The sequence below is a fragment of the Sporolactobacillus sp. PKPK-6 genome (assembly GCF_056678885.1).
Map to the genome: position 1 here is coordinate 1,016,745 of NZ_JBWXPA010000002.1, position 22,846 is coordinate 1,039,590.

The following is a 22,846-nucleotide window of genomic DNA, read 5'->3' on the forward strand; positions in this document are numbered from 1 at the left end:
TTGGCGGTTGAACAGCCAAATTAATCATTAAGTGAACCAGTCTGCCTAGCATTTACCGATGCCAATCACATACTGAATGAATTTAGATTATAGAGCAGACACATTTTCAACACTTTATTTCTTCCATTCTTTCTCATCATTTAAAGTTAAGAAAAACTTGGTGAGGGTAAGTCTCTGACGCCAAGATTTTATTTTAAGCCCATTTTCTTCTTCTCATTCTAAGCGTTAGTTTTCTGATGTAGTAGGTGCTCACGACAAATACGGTCATAATGGTTGCGTATGTGGCGATGACGTGAAGAACGTTTGCACTTCCGCCGTCATGCCCCGATCCATGAAATTGAGTTCCATTTGAAAGATCTGGCTTTTGCCCATTTTCGAAATTCGGTTTTTGTCCGTCATTTCCAAAATGAGTATGTTGTCCACTATCAGCGTCAGAACTGCCATGTCCCTCTATTTTTCCGCTGCTGCTTCCGCTAAAAACAGAATTCACACTCGCTATTTGATTGAAAAATCCTGTTTGCTGGATTTCGTACACGCCAACGATAAGAATAATGAGCGCTGCAAGTTTTGCTGCATACGAAACCCATCTTTTTTTCGATTTGAATTGGATTATCTTTTTGAAAACGTTGATAACCCAATGCCAATGTATGCCGATATGAATCCCGACCACAATTAAAGTAAGAAATGAGAAAGCGATATGAGCAGACTTAAACCACCCTTCATTTCCAAGGTTAATGTTTGGGAACACAACTCTCGAAATGATAATTCCGCTAAAAATAATGAAACTCATTGAAATCAACAGCAAAAGATTCAATGCATAATTGCCCCGTGCTTTCCATGGTAGATTTTTATCGAATAGCTTTATTGTTACATTTTTGACCCAATTTAAATTCAACAACACATGGGTAAAGAACATCACCGCAAAAACAAGCCCTGCGATTTCATGATAGGCCAGCCCGCCTAAAACGCGTGTATTGAAAAACAGAAGAAACATGATTGCCATAACGATGTCAATAGTAAACTTAATATAATTCTTCTTCATTAGGTCTGACTCACTCCTAGGAAACATGATATAAGAACTATAATCGCGCTTTCTTAATTTCTGCTTAAGGATTTATTACACTGCGCCGTTGAATCTTGCATTTCCCGGAAAACTTCCGGATGATCCGCTAGTGACATGCCATAAAGCAGCAAAGATACTGGCGGCACATCTATATGAGGCATCAATCGAAAACGAGCAAGTGTCGCTTGTTCAATTGATTTTTATCCCGATCAGATATACCTTTAATTGTGAACACATCATTTCTCACTGATCACCGTTTTGGAAATTTCCTTTCAAGATTTTTATTGTTCAGGAGTGATTGTTTTGAGAAGTCAGGAAATCGTATTAAACTTTGCAAAAGGACTTCATACGCGTACGGCGGCCGCTGTTGTCAATAGGGCAGACATGATCCAGAATAAGTATCACGTGCGTCTGTTCATTGCTTTTCATGACCGGCGCATACCTGCGACAAGCCTGATGCCGCTTGTCAATTTAAAGATCAGAGACAAGGATCGATTGACGCTCATGGCAACAGGCGCGGATGAAGAACAAGCGCTAATTGCTTTCCATCATTTTTTTGAAAGCGGATTCGAAGATTTAAATAATCAGACGATCAACGAGATTGATACCATTTTAAATGAAAATATGATCACAACCGAAGAAATTTTCCATAACATTGCAAATGGTATTATTGTCACTGATCAAGCGGGCCGAGTGATTCTCTTTAACTCGTTTGCTGAACGGTTGTTTCACATGACAAGCGATCAAGTCATTGGTGAACCCTTTAACTCAATACTTCCCCTGCCTAGTTTAGTACTTAAAGATGATGCTCCTGAAGCGATGATCCGCAAGGTCATTAATAACCAGGTTCTTTTAATCACACGTCGGCCGCTTGTCATTGATGGACAGACGCGCGGAACAATTACTATTCTGCAGAACATCTCCGGATTAGAGAAAGTCAAAGGAGAATTGAAAGAGGTTAAAGAACTAAAAGAACGCCTGCAGCTTATCTTAAAATATGTTCAAGACGGCATCTGTGTCATGGATAAAAAAGGCGTGGTTAATTACGTTAATGACGCTTATTTAAAGATACAAAAACTCAATAAGTTGGATGTTATCGGCAAGAACATCAGCGAACTTTCACCACATGGCATCAGACAAACGGTTTTAAAGACCGGTCACAGTGTTAAAAACAAAATAATAAAGAAAAACGACGACGTCATGATTCTCTCTAATGTCAGTCCGATTATTGTTGACGGCGAGCAGGTTGGTGCCATATCAATTGTGAAGGATCTGCGTGAAGTTCAGCAACTGACCGAAAAGTTGAATCAAGTCACCTCACGCGCCGAGTACCTGGAAGAGGAACTGATCAGATCCCGAAATCCGGAAAAGATCTTCAGCAGCTTTATTGGCAAAAGCGGCAAAATAATTGACGCTCTGTCCATCGCCCTCAAGGCTGCCCGTTCGAAGGCAACAATCTTGATTCATGGTGAAAGCGGTACGGGTAAGGAAATGATCGCCAAGGGCATTCACTATGCCAGCGCTTATCGCAACGGACCGTTCATTAGGGTCAATTGTGCCTCCATTCCTGAGAATTTGTTTGAGAGCGAATTGTTTGGTCATGAAAAAGGATCCTTTACCGGAGCTGTATCGCGGCGACTTGGTAAATTTGAACTGGCTCAGCATGGCACCATTTTTCTCGATGAAATCGGCGAGCTGACTATTCATATGCAGGCTAAAATTCTGCGCGTCTTGCAAGAAAAAGAGATTCAGCGCATTGGAAGCGAGACTGTTCAGAAGTTGGATATTCGGATCATTACCGCAACCAATCGCAATTTAGAAGAAATGGTAAAAAAGGGAGAATTCCGTGAGGATCTTTACTATCGACTTAATGTCATTCCCATTTTGCTTCCGCCGCTTCGCGAACGAAAACAAGATATTGCCCTTCTCGTTGAACATTTCATGAATAAATTTCAGGAAAACCGTGTCCAACCGATTCTTGGTATCTCCAACGACGCCATGGAATCTTTGCTTGCCTACGCATGGCCGGGGAATGTCCGCGAAATTGAGAATCTGTTTGAGCGTTTATTTACGTTGGTCGATAATGACTATATTGAAGCGGAGGATCTCCCAGCCTATATTCGCGGCAAAAAATTAAGCACGCAGCAACGTTCACATGTCGAACTGCTTTCGTCTGATCACGTACTGCCCATGGAAAACTATGAAAAAGCCATTATTAAGAAGGCTTTGGAGAAATACGGAAGCTGTAACGCTGCCGGCAAAGCTCTGCATTTAAATCATAAGACCGTTGCCGCCAAGGCACGAAAATATAACCTCATCCCATAGAAATTGCCCACGTTGGTGTTTATTACCAACATGGACAATTTTCTTGCGCTATTTTACCATGCCGCTATTTGGTAAATAGGATTGCAGCACTGTTTTTGCTTTCCCATTCATTTGGCATCAAAAATGCTTTGTTAGTGGTGGCAAGGAAAATGGGAGGCGGAAAAAATGGAAGCGTTTTTAGGAGAACTGGTCGGTACATTTATCATGGTCCTTTTAGGAGACGGTGCAGTCGCCAATGTCATTCTGAAAAAGTCCAAGGCGGAAAATTCCGGCTGGATTGTCATTACAGCTGGATGGTCCTTCGCGGTTGCTCTTCCGGTTTGGCTTTTCGGCAGTGTCAGCGGCGCACATTTTAATCCTGCCGTGACTTTGGGACTCGCCTTCATTGGTAAATTTCCATGGAGCAATGCAGCCGCATATATAACAGCACAGTTTATCGGCGCATTTCTTGCTGCGGTCGTTCTGTTTATCCACTTCTACAAACATTTTGAGGCAACGTCAGATCCGGCAGTTAAATTAGGTGTTTTTTCCACCGGTCCCGCGATTCGCAGCAAGTTTTTCAACTTTTTCGGCGAATTCATTAATACGTTTGTCCTTTTATTCGGTATTATTGGTATCGTCTCGCAGAAAATGGCTCCCGGGCTCATGGGCCTCGCCATCGGCATTCTCATTTTTGCCATTGGCCTTTCACTTGGCGGCACCACCGGATATGCAATTAATCCTGCGCGGGATCTGGCCCCGAGAATTGCTCATGCACTTCTACCAATTCCCGGAAAAGGCGGCTCAGATTGGGCCTATGCCTGGATTCCCGTTGCCGCTCCAATCCTTGGAGGTGTTTGCGGAGCTGCTGCCTACGTTCTTCTTTTCCACTAAGTAAACGATTAATTATATATTAGGGAGGCATTATCATGAAAAAATTGATCAATCAACCGGAAGACAGTTTAAATGAAATGTTGCTTGGCATGACCAAGGCATACCCTGATTATTTAACAAGACTTGAGAATACAAATGTACTTGTTCGCCAGAATTTAGACGGCCAAAAAGTTGCCGTGGTCAGCGGGGGAGGCAGCGGTCATGAACCGACGCATGCCGGCTATATCGGAAAAGGCATGCTGGATGCCGCGGTCGCCGGCGATATTTTCACATCGCCTACACCTGATCAAATCTATGAAGCAATCAAAGCCGTAGACAGAGGCAAAGGTGTGCTGCTCGTTGTGAAAAACTACAGCGGCGACGTAATGAATTTCGATATGGCAAAAGAAATGGCAGAAATGGAAGGCATTGAGGTCGATCAAGTTATCGTGAATGACGACGTTGCTGTGGAAGACAGCACTTTTACAACCGGACGGCGCGGGATCGCCGGAACGGTACTCGTTCATAAAATCGCCGGAGCAGCGGCTGAACGCGGATGGGATCTACAAAAAGTAAAAGCAACCGCTGAAAAAGCGATTAAAAGCATCCATAGTATGGGCATGGCACTCAGCCCCTGCACCGTTCCTTCAGCCGGAAAACCAAATTTTACGTTAGCTGAAGACGAAGTCGAAATCGGCACCGGTATTCACGGTGAGCCGGGTACGCACCGCGAGAAAATTAAAACAGCCGATGAATTGACTAAAGAACTTTTTGATAAAATCCAGGCCGATGCACCGATTAAATCAGGTGACGAAGTGGCATTGATGGTGAACGGCATGGGCGCCACTCCGCTGATGGAGCTTTATATCGTTAATAATAAAGCACATGACCTTCTTGAATCACTCGGTGCGACCATTCATCGCACCTTTGTCGGTGAATACATGACTTCTCTTGAAATGGCGGGTATGTCGCTGACTGTTATTAAATTGGACGATGAACTGAAATCACTGCTTGACGACCTGGCAGACACACCGGCACTCAAAATAATCAAAAAATAAAAAGGGATGGATGACTTATGGCAGAGCTAAATCAAGTGATCGACGTGCTGAATCACGTGGCAGACATCATTGAACAAAATAAACAGCATTTAACGGAATTAGACGGAGCGATCGGTGACGGTGACCATGGAATTAACATGAGCCGCGGCTTCTCCTTTGTAAAGAAAACACTCGATGAAGGCAGCTTCGAAACCGCCGCCGACCTTTTCAAAAAATGCGGTATGGCTTTAGTTGCTCATGTGGGCGGAGCATCCGGACCGCTATTCGGCACGGCATTTCTGAGAGCCTCAATGACACTCAAGGATAAAACAGAGGTCAGCGTTGCAGATTACGTCAGCCTGCTCAAAGCTTCGATTGAAGGTATTAAGATGCGTGGAAAATCAGATGCCGGTGAAAAGACGATGCTTGATGCGCTGATTCCGGCCTATGAAGCTGGCGAAGCGGCTGTGAAGCAAGACAAAGATGCACAGGAGGTTCTTCAAGCCGTTAAGGATGGAGCGGAAAAGGGTTTGAAAGAGACGGAAAAGCTCGTCGCTAAAAAAGGCAGAGCAAGCTATGTCGGCGAGCGCAGCCTCGGCCACCAAGACCCGGGAGCAGCCTCTGTTGCTCTGATTCTGGGAGCCGTAGCAGACTACTTTGCAGAAGCTTGAATTTCAATTTTGTTCGAACAGAAAGATTAATTAATCGAGAAAGGATCTGTTAAAATGGTTGGAATCGTACTTGTTTCGCATAGCCGAAAAATTGTAGAGGGCATTAAAGAACTTGCCTCTCAGATGGCTAAGGATGCACCGGTCGCCCTTGCCGGCGGAACCGAAGATGATCGACTGGGCACGGATATGAGCAAAATCAGCAATGCCATCCATGACGTCTATTCTGAAGATGGTGTGCTCGTTTTCTTTGATATGGGCAGCGCTTATATGAATGCGCAGATGGCTCTCGATTTTCTTGAAGATGACAGCAGCAAAGTCGAAATTGTCGACGCAGCCTTTGTTGAAGGTGCCATCACTGCGATTGTCGATAGCAGTTTAAACAAAAGCATGGACGAGATTAAAGCCGATATCGCCTCGATGAAGCTTGGCAAAATGCCGTGATAGCTGAATAAAACGGTTTGAAATGATGCAGCACCCTCTTGCTTGATAACAAAAGCGGAGGGTGCTGTTTTTGTTTTATTGACTTTGGAAACCCGGTCTTCACCGTGATTATTTCGTTCTTGAACCCTGTTCGTGCATTGGCATCACGGTTTCGTGCATTGATTTGAGTTTTTCGTGCATTGAATCACTTTTTTCGTGCATTGGATCCGGTTCTGACCAATGTTCGTTTACTAATCGTTTCCACAGAAAATTTTTAAACAGTTATCCGCAAGTTGATCTTAACTGCAACCGCTTTTCTAATGTCGATCGTTCCATCTGCTTTTTCCGGTGTATAGTTCAATTCGCACAGCGCTGAATGGCCGATGCCTGCATTATTCCATTCATTCGAACTCTCTTTTTCTGGAGCGAGTTCTTTTAGCAACGTCCCCAGTGTCGCGCTCATGATCCCGGTGCTGATTAAAATCACATCTGTTTTACCCGTGACGACCTTCCCCAACTTTTTTCACTGCCCATTACGTTTCAATTAATTCCATTATAATTGTCTGGGGCACTACAACAAATTCTAATCAATCGGGAAGGGGATCGGTTCTTTTGCCCGATATTGAGCAGCTGACAGAAACATGCGCACTGCCACTACTTTTATTGATTTTCCTGATATCGGCACCTTTTATGGACGCACAAGTGATGCTGACGTCCTCTGCCTCAAGGCAGAAGAACGAGCCAAACATTTATATTCTGAATATACCGTAGCGAATCAGCAGTAACCGATCACTCAGTGTGAATGGTTATGATCACAGAGAAAGAATTTGATGAATATGCGTTTTCAAATCCGGCAAGACCTCTTCCTCAAACCAAGGATTTCTTTTTATCCAAATATAGTTTCGCGGTGACGGATGAACCAATGGAAAATAGTCAGGTAAATAACTGCGATACTCTTTAACAGTCTGAGTTAACGTCATTTTTGAACGCGTCTTCAGGTAGTACCGCTGGGCATAAGAGCCAACTAATAAGGTTAACTCAATATCCGGCATCGCTCTAATGAGTGGATCGTGCCATTTTGCAGCGAATCCCTTTCTCGGCGGTAAATCACCGCTCTTTCCTTTGCCGGGGAAATAAAAATCCATTGGGAGCACAGCAATTTTTCCCGAATGATAGAAAGTATCTCTTGATACACCCATCCAGTCTCGCAAACGCGCGCCGCTTCGATCGTTCCACACTATCTTTGTATTTTGCGCGATTTCACCCGGAGCCTGGCCGATGATTAACAGCTTTGCCGTCGGAGCAGCATAGTAGAGTGGTTCGATATTTTTATTTGTGAAATGACTATTTTCAGGATCCGCTTTTATTCGATTAAAAATATCTTTTAACGCATTCATCTTCGTTGCCTCCAAAATAAGAGAATAGCCTAATCAGAATGGTGCCGTCTTCAAATTCAAGATCTGCACTCATTTTAAGCATGGTTTGAAAACCGAGTGACTATTCTCCACCTACACATTTTTTTGATAATGATTCTCAAATTCAAGAATAAGCGCATATTTTTATTTTGTCAGGCTACTGTAGCTTTTCACAAAGTGACAATTATGTGACACTATAGTTAATCGAATTGATGCATTCAAAGGCTGTCCCACCGAAAATCCGATAACCATGCATGATTGTACCGAATAAGCCAAAATACTATATATTGATTATACAATTGACTTTAATACAATATCTAGTTACGATGAGCAGGAAACGTAGTTGAGAGGAGTAAAATAATGCAGATTAAGTTATCTGATGCTTACATACAAAAAATAAAGTCGGACGTTCAGCCACACTGGGGCGAACTTGGATGGGTCACCTATAAAAGAACCTATGCCCGCTGGATTGATCCGCTTGGCCGCTACGAAGAATGGGACGAGACGGTAAGGCGAGTGGTTGAAGGCAATATTAATCTAGATCCCAGACTCCATACGGATCACGTATCCGAAGCAACCGTCCATGAGCTTGGAAAAGAAGCCGAGCGTTTATTTAAACTCATTTACAGCCTAGCCTCCACCCCATCAGGGCGCAACCTTTGGATCTCCGGTACGGACTATCAGCAGCGTGTCGGCGATGCATTGAATAATTGCTGGTTTATTGCAATTCGTCCCCAAGTCTATGGGGACAGTCACATCGTTCCTTTCTATCTGGAGAAAGAGCAGCCGGCCGTATCCATGCCCTTCTCTTTCCTGTTTGACGAATTAATGAAAGGCGGCGGTGTCGGTTTCTCCGTTTCCAAAGCAAATATTCGTCAAATCCCTCCGGTGACGCGTCACGTGAAGCTGGATATTCTAATCAGTAAAGAAAATGGCGATTACGCCGCAGCGCTTGAGGCGGGCGCGGAAGATGCCGATACCTGGTATCAGGATCATGACCGCACATCTTGTCTCCGCTACCGAACACCTGATACACGCGAAGGATGGGTAGAATCGAACGCCCTGCTCATTGATGCCCACTTCTCGTCTATGATTGACCATGCATCCCATGTGGTCATCGATGTCAGTTCGATTCGTGAAAAAGGGAAAAAGATTAAAGGATTCGGCGGCGTAGCCGCAGGTCCTGTTCCGTTCATCGAAATGCTGGGCGCAGTAAACCGTGTGCTGAATCAGGCAAACGGGAAGTCGCTCACATCCGTGGACTGCACGGACATCTGCAATTTAATCGGCAAAAATGTCGTTGCCGGCAATGTACGCCGCAGTGCAGAAATTGCCCTTGGTGATCCGGACGACCAAGCCTTCGTCACGATGAAACAGGATCAGGAACAATTAATGGATCATCGCTGGGCCTCAAACAACAGTGTGCTGGTCACCCCTGATTATAATCACTACGATGCGGTTGCCGAGGCGATTGTCAAGAATGGAGAACCGGGTATCGTCAATCTGGACAACATCCGCAACTACGGGCGGTTTGCAGACGGCCGTCAGCCGGGCATCGACGCTGATGCAGAAGGAACGAACCCCTGCGGCGAAATTTCATTAGGAAACGGCGAACCATGCAACCTATTTGAAGTCTTCCCCGGCATTGCGGAAAAGATGGGCTGGTCGATGGAAGAAGTGTTCAGTCTTGCCGTCCGCTATACCAAACGTGTGACGTTCTCGCACTATGATTGGCAATGCTCAAGAACAATCATTGAGAAAAACCGGCGCATCGGCATCTCAATGAGCGGAATTCAAGACTGGGTACTCGAACGATTTGGCGAACGTCTCGTCAGCGGATTTGTGGAGGCTCAAGATCCGGAAAGTGGAACTTTATATCAAAAACCAATTTTTAATGAGCGAGCGGCACAATGTGTTGATGCCTTTTATCAAATGATCGTCAAAGCCGATCAACGGTATTCCCAGACACTCGGCTGCAATCCATCAATCAAACACACGACCGTCAAGCCATCCGGAACGGTCTCAAAGCTTGTCGGGATATCCGAAGGAATGCACTTTAGTTTTGATAAATACTTGATTCAGCGCATCCGTTTTCAGGATAGCGATCCCTTGCTGCCCGCACTGCAACAAGCCGGCTATACGATCGAAAAAGATGTATACTCTGAGAATACGATGGTCGTCGAATTCCCGGTCAAAGCCGGCAGTGCCGATCATCAAGACTTTGTATCCGCAAATGATGTGTCGATCGGAGAACAGTTTGCGACACAGCTGTTTCTGCAAACCTACTGGGCGGACAACTCGGTCAGCTGCACCATTACGTTTCATAAAGAGGAAGCGTCAAAGATTGCCGATCTGCTTCAGCAATACCGAAGACGGTGCAAGTCAACCTCGCTGCTTCCCTACAGCGGACACGGCTTCGCTCAGGCACCAAAAGAGCCAATCAGTAAAGAAACGTATCTTGAGCGAAAAGCCAAAATTCGCGCGGATGTTGCTGAACTCTATCAAACGCTCCGTCTCAAGGAACAGAAAGACCTTGAAATCGTCGGTCAAAGCGACTGCGTCGGTGGCGCTTGTCCTGTAAAATAAGTGACCTGGAGGGTATCATGATGCTGGCCATTCATAAAATGACACTGCTCGCTTTGCTGACTGCAACCGCGGTCGCCGGCCGACTTGCAATTCACGGAGTAAATATCCAACCGGCAACACTCATCATCATTCTGACCGGATGGTTTTTTGGCTGGAAAATGGGGGCTGCGGAAGGGTTGTTAACCGCGCTGGTCTCCGATCTGTTTCTCGGTCTCGGCTACTGGACACTTTTTCACCTGGCCGCTTGGGGATTGATCGGACTCCTGTCCGCGCTGCTTCCACAGAAGCAGTGGCTCTATTTCTTATGGCTGTTCGTGAGCGGATTAGTGTTTGGTATGATCATGGCCTTGTCCTATTTTATTTTCACCCAGAATCCCTTAACGATCGTCGGTCTCTGGATCAGCGGACTGCCTTTTGATCTCTATCACGCGGCAGGCAATCTCATTTTCGGTTTGTTTTCTCCGCTTTTGTTCAAAGTCTTCGCAAGTGAAGCTCGTAAATTGAACAAACAGACCCGTTAAACAAACACCCTATACTAAGAGGAGACAAAACTAATGAAAACCATTTATCGCGTCATCATTGCGCTACTTGCAGCCGCCGTATTATTTGGTGCGGGCTTTTGGGCCGGACATCAAACGGCGCAGAACGCTGCATCAAGCCCAGCCGCACATGCGGCTCAAACCACTGCTTCAAGCGCTTTTATCAGCATTAAGAACGGTTCCCATGTGCAAGAAGGCAAAATCGCACTTTCAAAAAACGAAACCGTCTTTCGTCTGCTTCAAAAATTCAGCAAAAAACAGCATCTGGAAATGAGCAGCAGCGGCAGTGGCAAAATGGTTTATGTAACCAGCTTAAACAACAAAAAAGCCTCAAAAAAAGCCGGCTGGCTGTTCACCGTTAACGGCAAACAGCCCAATGTCGGCGCTGGTGCCGTAAAAGTTCAAAAAAATGATCAGATCGTCTGGTACTATAGCAAGTTTTAATGACGTTAGAGCAGAGGTGAAAAAACATGGCAATTTATACGCGAACGGGTGACAAGGGGCAGACCAGCATTATTGGCGGTCGGCGGGATAAGGACGACATTCGAATCGAAGCCTATGGAACGGTTGACGAAACCAATAGTTTTGTCGGGTTGGCCATTGCCCAGCTAGATCCCGCCCTATTTCAGGATCTTTTGGATGATTTGGAGAAGATTCAACATGAATTGTTTGACTGCGGCAGCGATCTGGCAAGCGTGATTAAGGAACGACCGAACAAATTACACCAAGAAATGGTCGATTGGCTGGAGAAGCGGATCGATGCGTTAACCGATGAAGCGCCGAACATTGAACGCTTTATTCTGCCGGGAGGGACGGCCGCATCCGCCTCGCTCCACATCGCCCGCACCGTGGCACGACGAGCCGAGCGATGCATCGCAGGTCTTATGAAGCAGGATCAGGCACTGTCCTCTCTGCCCTTGCGCTATATCAACCGTCTCTCTGATTACTTTTTTTGCCGCCGCACGCATCGCCAACTGTAGGCTCCATGTAAAGGATGTTGCCTATGTTCGAAGTGCTCGCGTCTTTCGGGGGAATAAGCATGATACTAAGAACTAAGCGCAGCATTAATCCATCTCATAAAGGCTGGTGTCACCATGCGTCGCTTAGCTAATTTCTTAAATGCAGATGGCATCGATTTGAAGCGAAGCTTAGTCAATGTGACGCATTGCCGCAATTGCGGCAGAGCGTTGAATGTCTATAAAATGCGAATGGTCGGCGGGCCGCGAAAAGGTTCATGGACGACGATCACCGAGCCTTGTGACTGCTCGTTGTCTCAGCAAGCGCTACAAGAGGCCGACAGAATCAAGCGTGAACGATTTAACGAACTGTCGACGCTCAACGATGCCTTAAAACAGGCAACATTAAAAAATTTTTCCGCACAGAATGCGTCACAGATCCATGCCGTTGAACATGCCGTTGAATTTGTTGAAAAAATAGGAGAAAATAAGCCGGCGAGAATGTTCTATTATGGCAAACCCGGCCTTGGAAAATCGCATTTAGCCGTTGGAATCAGTAAACTGCTTGACCAAAACTATCATAAAACATGCTTATTTATCGATGTTCCAGCTCTAAAGCTCATCTTTAAATCAACCTGGACGAAAGAGAGTACGCTCACAGAGCGCGATCTCATGGCCTTCATCGCTGATGCCGATCTGCTCATTCTGGATGATGTTGGTGCTGAAGGGATTACTCCATGGACGAAGGAGCTCATCTTCGCCATACTCAATGCGCGGTTATCGAAAAGTCTGCTGGTGACGACAAATCGATCAATCTCAGAACTCTATCTCGATTACGGTCCTAAAATTATCGACCGCTTTCTAGAAAATATGTCCAAAGCGGATCTTGTACACTTAGACGGTGACTACAGCCATCGTCTTGCACGCTTTATCGAGGATGATGAACAGTAACACTAATCGTCGTACTAGAAAGGCAAAATTATAAATTTTTCACCTGTGAAAAAAAGTCCCGTCAGCTTTTCCTGACGGGACTTTTTAATTGATGACATAACGCGCTTCAAGTTCTTCCGGATCAAGCAAGGTCACTGTTTGCTTCTCGCGATGAATCAACGCTTTATCCTTTAATAACTTAAATTTACGGGACAACGTTTCTGGAGTCGTACCCAGGAACCCCGCCAATTCCTTCATTTTCACAGGCAAATCGAAGGTCAGGGAATCCTTTGCCTTCGCTAAATCCAGCAGATAGACCGTTAATCGCGTTTCTACAGCTTCCATGAGTAAAAATTTTGACTGGTTCTCCGCAGAAACCAGTTTTTCTGCATTCGTCTCTAATAATTTCAGACTGATCTGAGGATACGTCAGCAGCAGCTTCCGGAAGTCTTGGTGAGCCAGTGTGCATACCACCGTTTCTTGAAGCGCTTCGCCAATTAAGCTGTCGTTTTCTGTACCGAATAATGCCGTTTCGCCTTCATACCCACCCGGTTCGACAACGCGCAGAAGCTGCTCGCGACCAGAGCCGGAAATCTGATAGACTTTCATGCGTCCTTTGGCTACAATGGTCAACTGCTTCTGATCATACGGTTTGAAGATCTGTTCCGCTTTCTTATAGACATGACGTTTGGTCAGTTGATCAATTTTTTCTAAATCAGACTCGTCCAAATGATTGAACAGAGGGACCAAGATCAGACAGCTATGCTTCCCCATCATTCAAACCTCCATTAATTAATCATCATCGTCTTCTTCTAACCCCTCTCGAGGAGCATGACCTAAGAACGCCTGTAACTCACGGATCTTGCGATTATTCCAGCCTAATTGCTGCACCAGAAGCGCTTGAAGTGCCGGTTTATCCTCTTTTTCAGCTAATTTAATCGCGCGCGTGATAAACAGATTTTGCGTATCAAAGTCTTTCACCGCAACCACAAGCCATTCTTTAGCAGAGAGATACTTGAATTTCCCATGTTCCTCCAACATACTGTAACGGTTGAACTCCTCAGTTGTTGTCGGAATCACTTCACTTTCATCTAACAACACTTGTGCAAGCTCGTCAAATAACCTGATTTCTGTTTGGATCGCCTGGCTGAAGAATTCCTTTAAAAATGGAGTCTCGGATCCTTTGGCATAAAAAACGGCCTGAGCCAGCTTTTCCTGATGAATCTTCAGATTGGCTAAAATATGACCGGTCATCGCTCCGGCGGTCGGGATGTGGTGATCTTTCTCCGACTGAGAAACTTCTGCTTCATACAACGCATCGATTGACATACGCGTTCCTCCTCTGAATTTATGATCCTTAAGCTTCCTTTACTTTTATCGATTCGACTTCATAACCGAGTTTCGACACGATCTGCGCAACCGCTTTGGCTGAGATCTTATCTGTATCGATTTCTGCTTTAACCTTGCTGGAATTAAACAAGACTTTCGACTTTAAAATGCCTTCCTGATGTGCAAGGCCGGTTTCAATTTTTTGCAGGCATGACGGACAGGTCAGCGCCTCTAATTGTAAAATTACTTTTGTCATCTTGAACGCCCCTTTCTTTTGTTTACTAGTTCAGTTTAAAGCGATTCGTTCATTAATAAATTGACAGGTATCAACTTTTAGAAAATCCGGGCAAATAGCGCCCGGTCCTTAATCTCCAGCCATGTGTTATTGGTTCGTGTCTTTTCGGTGCTGAATCGTTGCTTCGGTTACTCGCGATCAACTGGTGCGCTCGCGGGCGCACCGCGAGCCTCCTCAAACAGGCAGGAATCTGCGGGGTCTCGCCGGAACGCTAATCCCGCAGGCGTCTCGCGCTTACGTGTCTGGATTTATTATCTGGGGCCAGCATGCTCAAAATCATAAACTTTCTTAACTTGTTAGAAAATCCAAGCCACGCTTGGTCCTTAAACCATCCTGATTTTTGTGTACGCTCCGATTGCTCGCTTGCCGCGGGCGATCCGAGAGCCTCCTCAGACAAGCAGGAATCTGCGGGGTCTCTCTTGGCTCGCTATCCCGCAGGCGTCTCGCATCTTCGCGTTTGATGCACAGTCTTTTGCGTAACCAAAAATCATATACTTTCTTTACCTGTTAGAAAACTTGGCTTCGCCAAGCCTCTGGCGAAGCCAAGTTTTCTAACACTGATAAAAAAGTATAAAAAAATTAAAGATTCAAGGAAACGAGTGTAAGTGCAACTAAGCCTCTGTCTGCGCCAAGGCTTGCCAATCTGCAAGTTTTCTAATAAATCATTTTGATCCTTAATTAAGTAACGCGGCCAGGATGCAAATAAGCGGAGATTTTCCGGTTATATGCATCCTGGCGCTTGTTTTACAGGTACATAAGGGTAATTTTTCCGCTTATGCACAGAAAAACCCTCCATTTTCACGTTTTTTGATTCGATAAGCGGACTTTCTCCGTCTATTTAAGCGATTTTTTCATTCATTTTCTAATTAAGCGGAATTTTTCCGTTTATTTCTAAGATTGGGCCCCAGTGTTAGAAAAATAGTCGGAAAGAGCAACGTGTTTATTCAGCATGCTTCGTGTGGTACCTTAACAAACGCATCCCGTTCATGATGACCACTAAAATGCTGACTTCATGGACGAACATGCCGCTCGCCATATAAATATAGCCAAAGATCAGACCAATCAATAAGAACGCAACGGTAGCAATGGCAATAATAATATTTTCTTTCATATTTTTTACCGTTTTCTTCGTTAATCCATAAGCATGGACAAGTTCGGTAAATCTGGACTTCATTAAAACAATATCTGAGGTTTCCACCGCAACATCGGTCCCGCTGCCCATGGCAATGCCAATATGTGCCGAGGCAAGGGAGGGGCTGTCATTGACACCATCCCCGATGAAAGCGACCGTATGACCCGCCTTCTTCAACTTTTCTACATAACCCACTTTATCTTCCGGCAACAGCTCTGCATGAACTTCATCAATACCAAGTTGCTGGCTAATCGCCTGCGCAGTCCGCACATTGTCACCCGTCAGCATAACCATTCTTTTGATGCCCATTGTTTTTAACGCTGCTAAAGCTGCTTTAACCCCGTCTCTTGGCGTATCGGCGATACCAAGCATAAGCGCCAGTTGCTGATCGACCGCAACTAAAACGGTGGATATTCCTTTCTCTTCCATCTCAGTTAATTTTCGTTCCTGTTCATGGTTCAGTTGAACCCCGGCTTCAGTTAACAGGTTACGATTACCAACCAGGACGGTCTGGTTTTCCACAACTGCCCGGATTCCCTTACCCTTAACCACTTTGGTTTGCGTCACCTTCAGATGACTGTAATCAATAGCATGCGCCTCGGCATAGGCTAAGATCGCCCGACCAAGTGGGTGATCGGATTCCTTTTCAATAGCAGCTGTATAGGCTAACCCGCGTTGCTGACCAGGCATGGCATTCATTTCTACGAGCTCAGTCTGTCCTTTCGTTAGCGTGCCCGTTTTGTCAAAGACTAACGTATCCACCTTACTGAACGTATTCATGATCTCGCCGCCTTTGATCAGAACGCCGCGTTTTGCGCCATTACCGATACCGGCGACATTGGATACCGGAGCACCGATCACTAAGGCCCCCGGGCAACCCAGGACTAAGATTGTGATGGCCAGACGGATGTCCTGCGTGATCCCCCAGACAATTATTCCCAATAAGAGAACGGCTGGCGTATAGTAGCGGGCAAAATGATCAATAAACTTTTCCGCATGTGATTTCGTATCCTGAGCTTCTTCAATCAATTCAATGATCTTACCGAATGTGGTATCCTCACCCACACGAGTTGCCTTAATGCGTAACGTTCCATTGTCTAAAAGAGTCCCAGCAAAAACGGTCGCGCCCACTGACTTATCAACAACCCGCGATTCGCCCGTGACACTGGCTTCATTCAGATAGCCGTGACCTGAGGTGATCACCCCATCCACCGGGACCTGTGCACCCGTCTTCACTAAGAGCTCATCACCCTCATTGACTTCATCACTATCCGTTTCCTGCACCTGACCATTCTCTTGATAAACCCAAGCTTTCGTCGGAGCCATTTCAGTCAGGGTTTTAATTGAGTTGCGCGTTTTCTGCAAGGTTTTCTGCTCCAGATAACTCCCGAACAAAAACAGAAAGACAACGATCGCCGATTCGTTATATTCACCAATGAAAAGGGCACCGATCACAGCGATACTGACTAACAATTCGATGCTGATGACCTTAACGCTCAAGGCCTGCCATGCATGAATCAAAACCGGTAAAAAGCCGACAAGTGTAGCCGCGATAAAGGTCGCCGTATAACCTAATTCCCATTGAAAAAGTCCTTTACTTAAAAAGCCGAGGACAATCAATGCACCGGTCAAATAGGTGATGTGTTGGTTATGTTTCTGTACCCATTTCTGGACGTTCATACAGCCTCCCCCTCCTTTTTATAACTCAAGGATAAACGAAGACCAAGGATATAAAATTGACCGCTGTCAAGAAGTAACGATTTATTGTAAATTAAATGATTCGATTTCATTCCTGAAGTTCGCGCGGCTAAGGTTCCTTTTTGGTATGGGAAGACTTTATTGAAGCTAAAAGATGCGCTATGATTGAATCAATGATTTTTAAACGAAGATGCAAGAAGCGGATGATTGACCGCAATGTACAAAGCAAAACAAGGCTGATTGACGGATTGCAAAATCGATAAAGTGGGTGATGACATGAACATTGACGTAGTGCAGCACGTTCCCTTTGAAGGACTCGCATCTATTGAAGAATGGGGCAACGATAATGGCCATACCTTTCGCATGCATAAGCTCTATGAAAATCCCTCAATACCCCGGATCGACGATCTTGAATTTCTGATCCTACTCGGCGGACCAATGAGTGCAAATGATCAGGATCAACAATGGATTGACGAAGAGCGCAGATTAATCAGCAAGACCATTTCCGAGAATAAACCTGTATTTGGCGTCTGTTTAGGCGCTCAACAGATTGCTAAAGCATTAGGAGCCGCTGTTATTCAAGGCGATAAAGAAGTAGGCTGGCTTCCGATACGTTCCGTTTCTTCTAGGTTACCATTTATACCTGAGGAATTGACTGTTTTTCACTGGCATGGAGAGCAATTTGGACTTCCCGATCGAGCGGAACGATTAGTGAGCAGCGCGGCATGTCAAAACCAGGGATTTATCTACAGTGAAAAAGTGATTGGCTTGCAATTTCATCTGGAAATGACCCCTACTAGTATTCAGGGATTACTCACCCATGACGGAGATTATATTGATCACTCACAATTCGTGCAAAGCGCTGAGGAAATAACCGACTTTGGTATTCCTGAACAAAACAAAACGGTTTTATTTAGACTTCTAGACTACTTAGTGAAGAACAAATAAATTTAAAAAGAGCTGATCGTTTCGTGACCGTATTTTCTAAAGAATGAGGGATCAAAGATACAGCAAATGTTCCCGGTTGTACATCATCAACTGTCACGCTCGTACCATTGATGGCAATTGAGCCTTGTGGAACAAATCATTAAATTTGATAGGTCTTCTCTTTAGCTTTTTCAATACTCATGTGCATTACGGATTGCGCATGATCGTGCATAATCTTGACTTTCAATAGTTTCGGCAAGAGACATAATCCATTGACTATTTGACCATAAAAAAACCTCCTAAAGTTGAATTTGTTCGTTCACCTTAGGAGGTTCATTCACTTTCTTCACTTGTTCCACGCAATAAATCCGAAACAGGTGTGTTCAACCCCTGTAGAATCGGGACTATTGCTTCAGATTTACTTAATGCTAATAAACATATTCATTAAAATTGATCAATGAGCAACTGTCTTAGTTCATCCAGTCCCGGTTGACGCGGATTGGCCGGTGTGCATTGGTCGTTATAGATCAAGTCAACCAATTTATCAAGTGCATCGTCAAACTGTTTCTGCGTCACACCATTGGCCGACAGTTTCGGCACAACATCCAAAGCTTTCATTAAAGCTGCTACCTTATCACAGAAGGCTTCAACCAGTTCTGCATCGCTCGTTCCTTGCATGCCCAATGAACGTGCAATGTCGGCATAGTCTTTTTGACCGCGATATACTTCGTAACGAGGGAACGGCGTCCGTTTTACTCTGCCGGAGACACCATTGAAACGAATGACATGCTGCATTGCGATTGAAATGGCCAAACCATGCGGTAATCCAAATTCCCCACCGGTTTTATGCGCAAGCGAGTGATTGATTCCAAGGAAGGCATTGGCAAACGCCATACCACCCAAAGTAGCCGCATAATGCATTTTTTCGCGTGCCTGCTCACCCGAGAGTGTCGGGTTCTTAGGATCATACTTATAGGATTCTTCCAGGTTCTCAAAGACAAGCTTAATTGCCTGCAGTGACCACGGACGTGTAAATTCAGATGCCATAACTGAAACATAAGCTTCCAAAGCGTGAGACAGTGTATCCAGTCCGGACAGCGCAACGGTTCTTTTCGGAACGGTCATGACAAATTCCGGATCGACGATGGCAATTTGCGGTGTCAGTTCATAATCGGTCAATGGGTATTTAACATGTGTGTTATCGTCTGTGATTACCGCGTACGGCGTTACCTCAGACCCTGTTCCGGATGTTGTCGGGATGGCAACCAACTGGGTCTGCGTTTGATGATGGAATTTAACGATTCGTTTGCGGATATCAATGAATTTCTGTTGCAAACGCGTGAACAACTCACTGACTTTTTCATAGCTGTCTAAGAATCCGGGTTCTTGTTCCAGTGAGTACTCATAGATAAAGCGGGCAATTTTAGACGCATCTAGCGCAGATCCACCGCCGATCGCAATGACTGTATCCGGTTGGAACTCGCTCATTTGTTTTGCGATTTCGATCGTCTGCCCCAGTGTTGGGTCAGGTCGAACGGTCCCATAGATCGACGTTTTTACCACATTATCTCGAATTTCCAACTGTTCATAAACCTTGTCAACGAAACCGAATTTAACCATTCCCGGATCCGCAACAATAAATGCCCGTGAAACTTTTTCAATGTCCTGGAGATAAGAAATTGCATTTTTTTCATAATATATTTTTTCCGGTAAACGAACCCATTGCGGACGATTACGACGTTTTGCGACGGTTTTGATATTCAATAAGTCTTCAGTTGATAAGTTATGCGACAATGAATTTTTCCCCCATGATCCTGTTCCTAAAGTCAAGCTTGCACGCAGTGCATCTGTGTAAATATCGCCAATGCCTCCGATTGAATCCGGTTGATTCACTAGAATTCGAGCGGCCTTAGTCTTTTCGCCGTACTCATTGATAAACGGATCTGCCTGTGAGCCGATTTGAATCGCTGCATTGTGTCCTGCTCCTTGGTAATCCAAAAGAGCTGCAATAATTTGAACACCTTGATCACGATCCTTAGCTTTATAAACAGACAGCAACGGAGACAGCTTCTCAGAGGAGAGTTTTTCGCCAATGTTCTTCGGGTCAAGCTCAAACAACATAACATCCTTGCCCTCCGGAAGAATGACACCTGCCTGTTCCGCAATCCATCGAGCAGGTCTGCCGGCAACCGGTCCGTTTACACCATGGTTGTCATTGAAAACGAAATCAGCTATTTTTTGATAATCTTTCTTAGGAACAAGGTAGGCGCCTTTTTCCAGCATTCTGTTCATCCATTGATCATAGATTGGTGCTTCAACAACCACTGAGTTTTCAGTAGCGCAGATCATTCCGTTGTCAAATCGTTTCGACAGCAGCAAATCTTCGACTGCCCGGTCAAGATGCGCTGTGTGGTCAACAAATATTGCCCCGTTACCGGCACCGACACCCATGGACGGATTACCTGATTGCAATGCCGCATTAACCATCCCCGGACCTCCGGTTGCTAATATAGAAGCGATTTTGGTATTGCGAATTAGAGCTGTTGTATTGTTAAGCGACGGTTTTTCAATCCATTGAATAACATCTTTAGGCGCGCCGGCGGCTACGGCTGCATCATATACGATTTTGGCTGCATGAGCAGAACATTTTTGCGCCTGCGGATGAAAGGCAAAAACGATTGCATTGCGTGTTTTCAATGCCAGTAATGATTTGAACATCGTCGTTGAGGTAGGATTAGTCGTTGGCACAATCCCCGCCAATACCCCCAATGGCGCTGCGATTTGAACTTCGCCGGCAACTTTATTCTCATGAATCACACCGACTGTTTTGTCATTCTTGATTGTATTGTAAACATTTTCAGTTGCAAAACGATTTTTCGTATCCTTATCTTCAACAACGCCGCGTCCGGTTTCATCAACTGCTTCATGTGCAAGCAACAAAGCTGCTTCTGATCCTGCCAGAGCTGCTGCAGCAACAATCTTATCAACCTGTGCCTGTGTGAACTTGGAATATGCTTTTTCTGCTTCCAAGGCTTTATCGACCAATCCGGATGTATAGTTTTTCGCTTCTTCCATCAAAGCTTTTTTTTCATCATCAGACAAAACCTTATTCACTTTAGGTTTTACTAATTTTTCCATTTTAAAAACTCCTTTTTTTCTATTTTTATTTTAGAAAACTTGCCGATTGGCAAGCCTTGGCGCAGACAGAGGCTTAGTTGCACTTACACTCGTTTCCTTGAATTTTTAATTTTTTTATACATTCTTACCAGTGTAAAATTACCCCTACATAGTAGCCTTTTTACTAATTAAATAAGTTCTATTTTTGTGATTTTTTTCACACAAACTACAATAATCTACAACCTGATTTATCACCCTGATTTTTCCCTCAGATGCATTGGGGCTAATCTGAACGTGTCGCAAGCGATCATTAGTTCTTCGTTAGTGGGAATGACTAACGCTTTAATTGGTGAATCCGTTTTGCTTATCAATAATTCCTGTCCGTTTATCTGATTCGCTTTTTCCTCGCAAAATACACCCATAAATTCAAGACCATGTAGGACCTCCCGACGAATCATCGAACTATGCTCACCGATTCCCCCCGTAAAAATAATTGCATCCACTCCTGACATTTTTACTGTATAGGACCCGATGTATTTTTGAATGCGTTCAACAAAAATTCGAATGGCTAGTTTTGCCCGATGGTTGCCTTGCTCGGCCTCTTTTTCTATGTCACGCAGATCGCTCGAAACACCCGAAATGCCGAGCATGCCACTTTTTTTATTCAGTATAGTCACGACTTCGGACGCATTCATATCGGTTTTATCCATGATATATGGGATCAGAGCCGGATCGATATCCCCAGATCGAGTCCCCATTGTTATGCCGGCCAATGGCGTAAAACCCATAGATGTATCGACAGATTTACCACCTTTTATCGCTGTGATGCTTGCCCCATTACCCAGATGGCAGGAGATCAGTTTTAAAGTCTCAATCGGCCGTTTTAATAATCTGGCCGCACGGGCAGCCACATATTTATGACTCGTTCCGTGAAATCCGTATTTACGCATGGCAAAATCCTGGTAATAATTATAGGGTAAACTATATAAATAGGTTTCTTCACTCATTGACTGGTGAAAAGCCGTATCAAACACGACAACTTCCGGTACACCTGGTAGAACCTTGCAGAACACTTTGATTCCAATGAGATTAGCAGAGTTATGCAGCGGTGCGAGATCCGAGAGATTTTCAATTTTCCTAATAACGTCGTCCGTCACCAATGCAGAATCGGAAAAAAATTCACCACCATGAACGACACGATGACCAATCCCCTTGATCATATCCAACGACTGAATGATTTTGTAGGAAACCAGTCGCCTCAATAGCAAACGAACAGCCGTTTCGTGATTAGGAATCAAATTGATTTTCTGAATTTTTTCCCCCTTTACGATGATGGTAAAGATCGAACGGGACAAACCAATGCGTTCAATAGAACCCTTCGTCACTAATTTCTCTGCAGGCATATCCAACAGTTGAAATTTGAGTGACGAACTGCCCGCATTGATCGCCAAAATCAAAGACATCTCATTCACCTCCTGTACTACTAAACTTATGATTTGAGAAATGATCCATGCAACCAATAAAAACACGAATGAACCGTGCGTCAGTATCTGT

Annotated in this window: 19 protein-coding genes and 3 pseudogenes; 12 read left to right on the forward strand and 10 right to left on the reverse strand. The window is 44.8% G+C overall.

The genetic code is table 11. The features are described 5' to 3' along the window. Nucleotides 1-193 precede the first annotated feature (193 nt). The gene (locus AC1MBV_RS15785) at nucleotides 194-1,042 is read right to left on the reverse strand and encodes a DUF4405 domain-containing protein (RefSeq protein WP_480948743.1); all 849 of its coding nucleotides are present in this window, start codon (nucleotides 1,040-1,042) and stop codon (nucleotides 194-196) included. 324 nt (nucleotides 1,043-1,366) lie between these two features. Between AC1MBV_RS15785 and AC1MBV_RS15790 the strand changes: the two genes are divergently transcribed. From AC1MBV_RS15790 to dhaM, 5 genes are all read left to right on the forward strand, one after another. Further along, nucleotides 1,367-3,388 carry a sigma 54-interacting transcriptional regulator gene (locus AC1MBV_RS15790; protein WP_480948744.1) on the forward strand — a complete coding sequence of 674 codons (2,022 nt, stop codon included), beginning with the start codon at nucleotides 1,367-1,369 and terminating at the stop codon, nucleotides 3,386-3,388. Nucleotides 3,389-3,553: 165 nt separating this feature from the next. Beyond that, nucleotides 3,554-4,261 carry an MIP/aquaporin family protein gene (locus AC1MBV_RS15795; RefSeq protein ID WP_480948745.1) on the forward strand — a complete coding sequence of 236 codons (708 nt, stop codon included), beginning with the start codon at nucleotides 3,554-3,556 and terminating at the stop codon, nucleotides 4,259-4,261. Nucleotides 4,262-4,296: 35 nt separating this feature from the next. Beyond that, nucleotides 4,297-5,298, forward strand: coding sequence for a dihydroxyacetone kinase subunit DhaK (gene dhaK / locus AC1MBV_RS15800; protein WP_480948746.1), 1,002 nt, complete (start codon nucleotides 4,297-4,299; stop codon nucleotides 5,296-5,298). Between the two features lie 17 nt (nucleotides 5,299-5,315). Continuing rightward, nucleotides 5,316-5,948, forward strand: a complete 633-nt coding sequence (dhaL, locus tag AC1MBV_RS15805) for a dihydroxyacetone kinase subunit DhaL (RefSeq protein WP_480948747.1) — start codon at nucleotides 5,316-5,318, stop codon at nucleotides 5,946-5,948. Nucleotides 5,949-6,002: 54 nt separating this feature from the next. Beyond that, nucleotides 6,003-6,389 (forward strand): dihydroxyacetone kinase phosphoryl donor subunit DhaM, encoded by a 387-nt coding sequence (gene dhaM, locus AC1MBV_RS15810; RefSeq protein WP_480948748.1) that lies wholly within the window; start codon nucleotides 6,003-6,005, stop codon nucleotides 6,387-6,389. 259 nt (nucleotides 6,390-6,648) lie between these two features. Here dhaM and AC1MBV_RS15815 read toward each other — a convergent pair. Beyond that, a pseudogene (locus AC1MBV_RS15815) lies at nucleotides 6,649-6,885 on the reverse strand (malate:quinone oxidoreductase); the annotation flags it as partial. A gap of 124 nt (nucleotides 6,886-7,009) precedes the next feature. Here AC1MBV_RS15815 and AC1MBV_RS15820 point away from each other — a divergent pair. Then, complete coding sequence (locus AC1MBV_RS15820) at nucleotides 7,010-7,153, forward strand: hypothetical protein (protein WP_480948749.1); 144 nt, start codon at nucleotides 7,010-7,012, stop codon at nucleotides 7,151-7,153. A 27-nt stretch (nucleotides 7,154-7,180) separates the two neighbouring features. Here the strand turns inward: AC1MBV_RS15820 and AC1MBV_RS15825 are convergent, their stop codons facing one another. After that, nucleotides 7,181-7,765, reverse strand: a complete 585-nt coding sequence (locus tag AC1MBV_RS15825; protein WP_480948750.1) for a uracil-DNA glycosylase family protein — start codon at nucleotides 7,763-7,765, stop codon at nucleotides 7,181-7,183. A 378-nt stretch (nucleotides 7,766-8,143) separates the two neighbouring features. On the opposite strand from AC1MBV_RS15825, the gene nrdJ reads away from it, so the two are divergent. From nrdJ to AC1MBV_RS15850, 5 genes and pseudogenes are all read left to right on the forward strand, one after another. Beyond that, complete coding sequence (nrdJ, locus tag AC1MBV_RS15830) at nucleotides 8,144-10,369, forward strand: ribonucleoside-triphosphate reductase, adenosylcobalamin-dependent (RefSeq protein WP_480948751.1); 2,226 nt, start codon at nucleotides 8,144-8,146, stop codon at nucleotides 10,367-10,369. A 17-nt stretch (nucleotides 10,370-10,386) separates the two neighbouring features. Then, nucleotides 10,387-10,890 (forward strand): ECF transporter S component, encoded by a 504-nt coding sequence (locus AC1MBV_RS15835; RefSeq protein WP_480948752.1) that lies wholly within the window; start codon nucleotides 10,387-10,389, stop codon nucleotides 10,888-10,890. 33 nt (nucleotides 10,891-10,923) lie between these two features. Continuing rightward, a complete protein-coding gene (locus AC1MBV_RS15840) occupies nucleotides 10,924-11,352 on the forward strand; it encodes a DUF4430 domain-containing protein (RefSeq protein ID WP_480948753.1) in 429 nt (142 codons plus the stop codon). A gap of 26 nt (nucleotides 11,353-11,378) precedes the next feature. After that, nucleotides 11,379-11,964, forward strand: a pseudogene (locus AC1MBV_RS15845) (cob(I)yrinic acid a,c-diamide adenosyltransferase). A 38-nt stretch (nucleotides 11,965-12,002) separates the two neighbouring features. After that, the gene (locus AC1MBV_RS15850) at nucleotides 12,003-12,815 is read left to right on the forward strand and encodes an ATP-binding protein (protein WP_093672845.1); all 813 of its coding nucleotides are present in this window, start codon (nucleotides 12,003-12,005) and stop codon (nucleotides 12,813-12,815) included. Nucleotides 12,816-12,899: 84 nt separating this feature from the next. Here AC1MBV_RS15850 and AC1MBV_RS15855 read toward each other — a convergent pair whose 3' ends face one another. From AC1MBV_RS15855 to AC1MBV_RS15870, 4 genes are all read right to left on the reverse strand, one after another. Beyond that, nucleotides 12,900-13,568 carry a Crp/Fnr family transcriptional regulator gene (locus tag AC1MBV_RS15855; protein WP_218143243.1) on the reverse strand — a complete coding sequence of 223 codons (669 nt, stop codon included), beginning with the start codon at nucleotides 13,566-13,568 and terminating at the stop codon, nucleotides 12,900-12,902. A gap of 18 nt (nucleotides 13,569-13,586) precedes the next feature. Continuing rightward, entirely contained in the window at nucleotides 13,587-14,123 is a 537-nt protein-coding gene (locus AC1MBV_RS15860) for a ferritin-like domain-containing protein (protein ID WP_255749117.1), read from the reverse strand. 28 nt (nucleotides 14,124-14,151) lie between these two features. Next, on the reverse strand, nucleotides 14,152-14,379 hold the full coding sequence (locus tag AC1MBV_RS15865) for a heavy-metal-associated domain-containing protein (RefSeq protein ID WP_093672839.1): 228 nt from the start codon (nucleotides 14,377-14,379) through the stop codon (nucleotides 14,152-14,154). A 979-nt stretch (nucleotides 14,380-15,358) separates the two neighbouring features. Then, nucleotides 15,359-17,230, reverse strand: a complete 1,872-nt coding sequence (locus AC1MBV_RS15870; protein WP_480948754.1) for a heavy metal translocating P-type ATPase — start codon at nucleotides 17,228-17,230, stop codon at nucleotides 15,359-15,361. Between the two features lie 294 nt (nucleotides 17,231-17,524). On the opposite strand from AC1MBV_RS15870, the gene AC1MBV_RS15875 reads away from it, so the two are divergent. Next, nucleotides 17,525-18,196, forward strand: coding sequence for a type 1 glutamine amidotransferase (locus AC1MBV_RS15875; protein ID WP_480948755.1), 672 nt, complete (start codon nucleotides 17,525-17,527; stop codon nucleotides 18,194-18,196). Here the strand turns inward: AC1MBV_RS15875 and AC1MBV_RS15880 are convergent. The 3 genes and pseudogenes from AC1MBV_RS15880 to AC1MBV_RS15890 all read right to left on the reverse strand — a co-directional run. Beyond that, nucleotides 18,162-18,317 (reverse strand): annotated as a pseudogene (locus tag AC1MBV_RS15880) (hypothetical protein); the annotation flags it as partial. The gene AC1MBV_RS15875 and the pseudogene AC1MBV_RS15880 overlap by 35 nt on opposite strands. A gap of 302 nt (nucleotides 18,318-18,619) precedes the next feature. Continuing rightward, complete coding sequence (gene adhE, locus AC1MBV_RS15885) at nucleotides 18,620-21,313, reverse strand: bifunctional acetaldehyde-CoA/alcohol dehydrogenase (RefSeq protein ID WP_480948756.1); 2,694 nt, start codon at nucleotides 21,311-21,313, stop codon at nucleotides 18,620-18,622. Between the two features lie 230 nt (nucleotides 21,314-21,543). Next, nucleotides 21,544-22,755, reverse strand: a complete 1,212-nt coding sequence (locus AC1MBV_RS15890) for an acetate/propionate family kinase (RefSeq protein ID WP_093672831.1) — start codon at nucleotides 22,753-22,755, stop codon at nucleotides 21,544-21,546. Between the last annotated feature and the right edge of the window lie 91 nt (nucleotides 22,756-22,846).

Excerpts from the sequence above, each read along its gene's own strand:
- AC1MBV_RS15785 (WP_480948743.1), bottom strand. The coding sequence starts at position 1,042 with ATGAAGAAGAATTATATTAAGTTTACTATTGACATCGTTATGGCAATC.
- AC1MBV_RS15835 (WP_480948752.1), top strand. The coding sequence starts at position 10,387 with ATGATGCTGGCCATTCATAAAATGACACTGCTCGCTTTGCTGACTGCA.
- AC1MBV_RS15795 (WP_480948745.1), top strand. The coding sequence starts at position 3,554 with ATGGAAGCGTTTTTAGGAGAACTGGTCGGTACATTTATCATGGTCCTT.
- dhaK (WP_480948746.1), top strand. The coding sequence starts at position 4,297 with ATGAAAAAATTGATCAATCAACCGGAAGACAGTTTAAATGAAATGTTG.
- AC1MBV_RS15870 (WP_480948754.1), bottom strand. The coding sequence starts at position 17,230 with ATGAACGTCCAGAAATGGGTACAGAAACATAACCAACACATCACCTAT.
- dhaM (WP_480948748.1), top strand. The coding sequence starts at position 6,003 with ATGGTTGGAATCGTACTTGTTTCGCATAGCCGAAAAATTGTAGAGGGC.
- AC1MBV_RS15825 (WP_480948750.1), bottom strand. The coding sequence starts at position 7,765 with ATGAATGCGTTAAAAGATATTTTTAATCGAATAAAAGCGGATCCTGAA.
- adhE (WP_480948756.1), bottom strand. The coding sequence starts at position 21,313 with ATGGAAAAATTAGTAAAACCTAAAGTGAATAAGGTTTTGTCTGATGAT.
- dhaL (WP_480948747.1), top strand. The coding sequence starts at position 5,316 with ATGGCAGAGCTAAATCAAGTGATCGACGTGCTGAATCACGTGGCAGAC.
- AC1MBV_RS15850 (WP_093672845.1), top strand. The coding sequence starts at position 12,003 with ATGCGTCGCTTAGCTAATTTCTTAAATGCAGATGGCATCGATTTGAAG.
- AC1MBV_RS15855 (WP_218143243.1), bottom strand. The coding sequence starts at position 13,568 with ATGGGGAAGCATAGCTGTCTGATCTTGGTCCCTCTGTTCAATCATTTG.
- nrdJ (WP_480948751.1), top strand. The coding sequence starts at position 8,144 with ATGCAGATTAAGTTATCTGATGCTTACATACAAAAAATAAAGTCGGAC.
- AC1MBV_RS15890 (WP_093672831.1), bottom strand. The coding sequence starts at position 22,755 with ATGTCTTTGATTTTGGCGATCAATGCGGGCAGTTCGTCACTCAAATTT.
- AC1MBV_RS15820 (WP_480948749.1), top strand. The coding sequence starts at position 7,010 with ATGCGCACTGCCACTACTTTTATTGATTTTCCTGATATCGGCACCTTT.
- AC1MBV_RS15865 (WP_093672839.1), bottom strand. The coding sequence starts at position 14,379 with ATGACAAAAGTAATTTTACAATTAGAGGCGCTGACCTGTCCGTCATGC.
- AC1MBV_RS15840 (WP_480948753.1), top strand. The coding sequence starts at position 10,924 with ATGAAAACCATTTATCGCGTCATCATTGCGCTACTTGCAGCCGCCGTA.
- AC1MBV_RS15860 (WP_255749117.1), bottom strand. The coding sequence starts at position 14,123 with ATGTCAATCGATGCGTTGTATGAAGCAGAAGTTTCTCAGTCGGAGAAA.
- AC1MBV_RS15875 (WP_480948755.1), top strand. The coding sequence starts at position 17,525 with ATGAACATTGACGTAGTGCAGCACGTTCCCTTTGAAGGACTCGCATCT.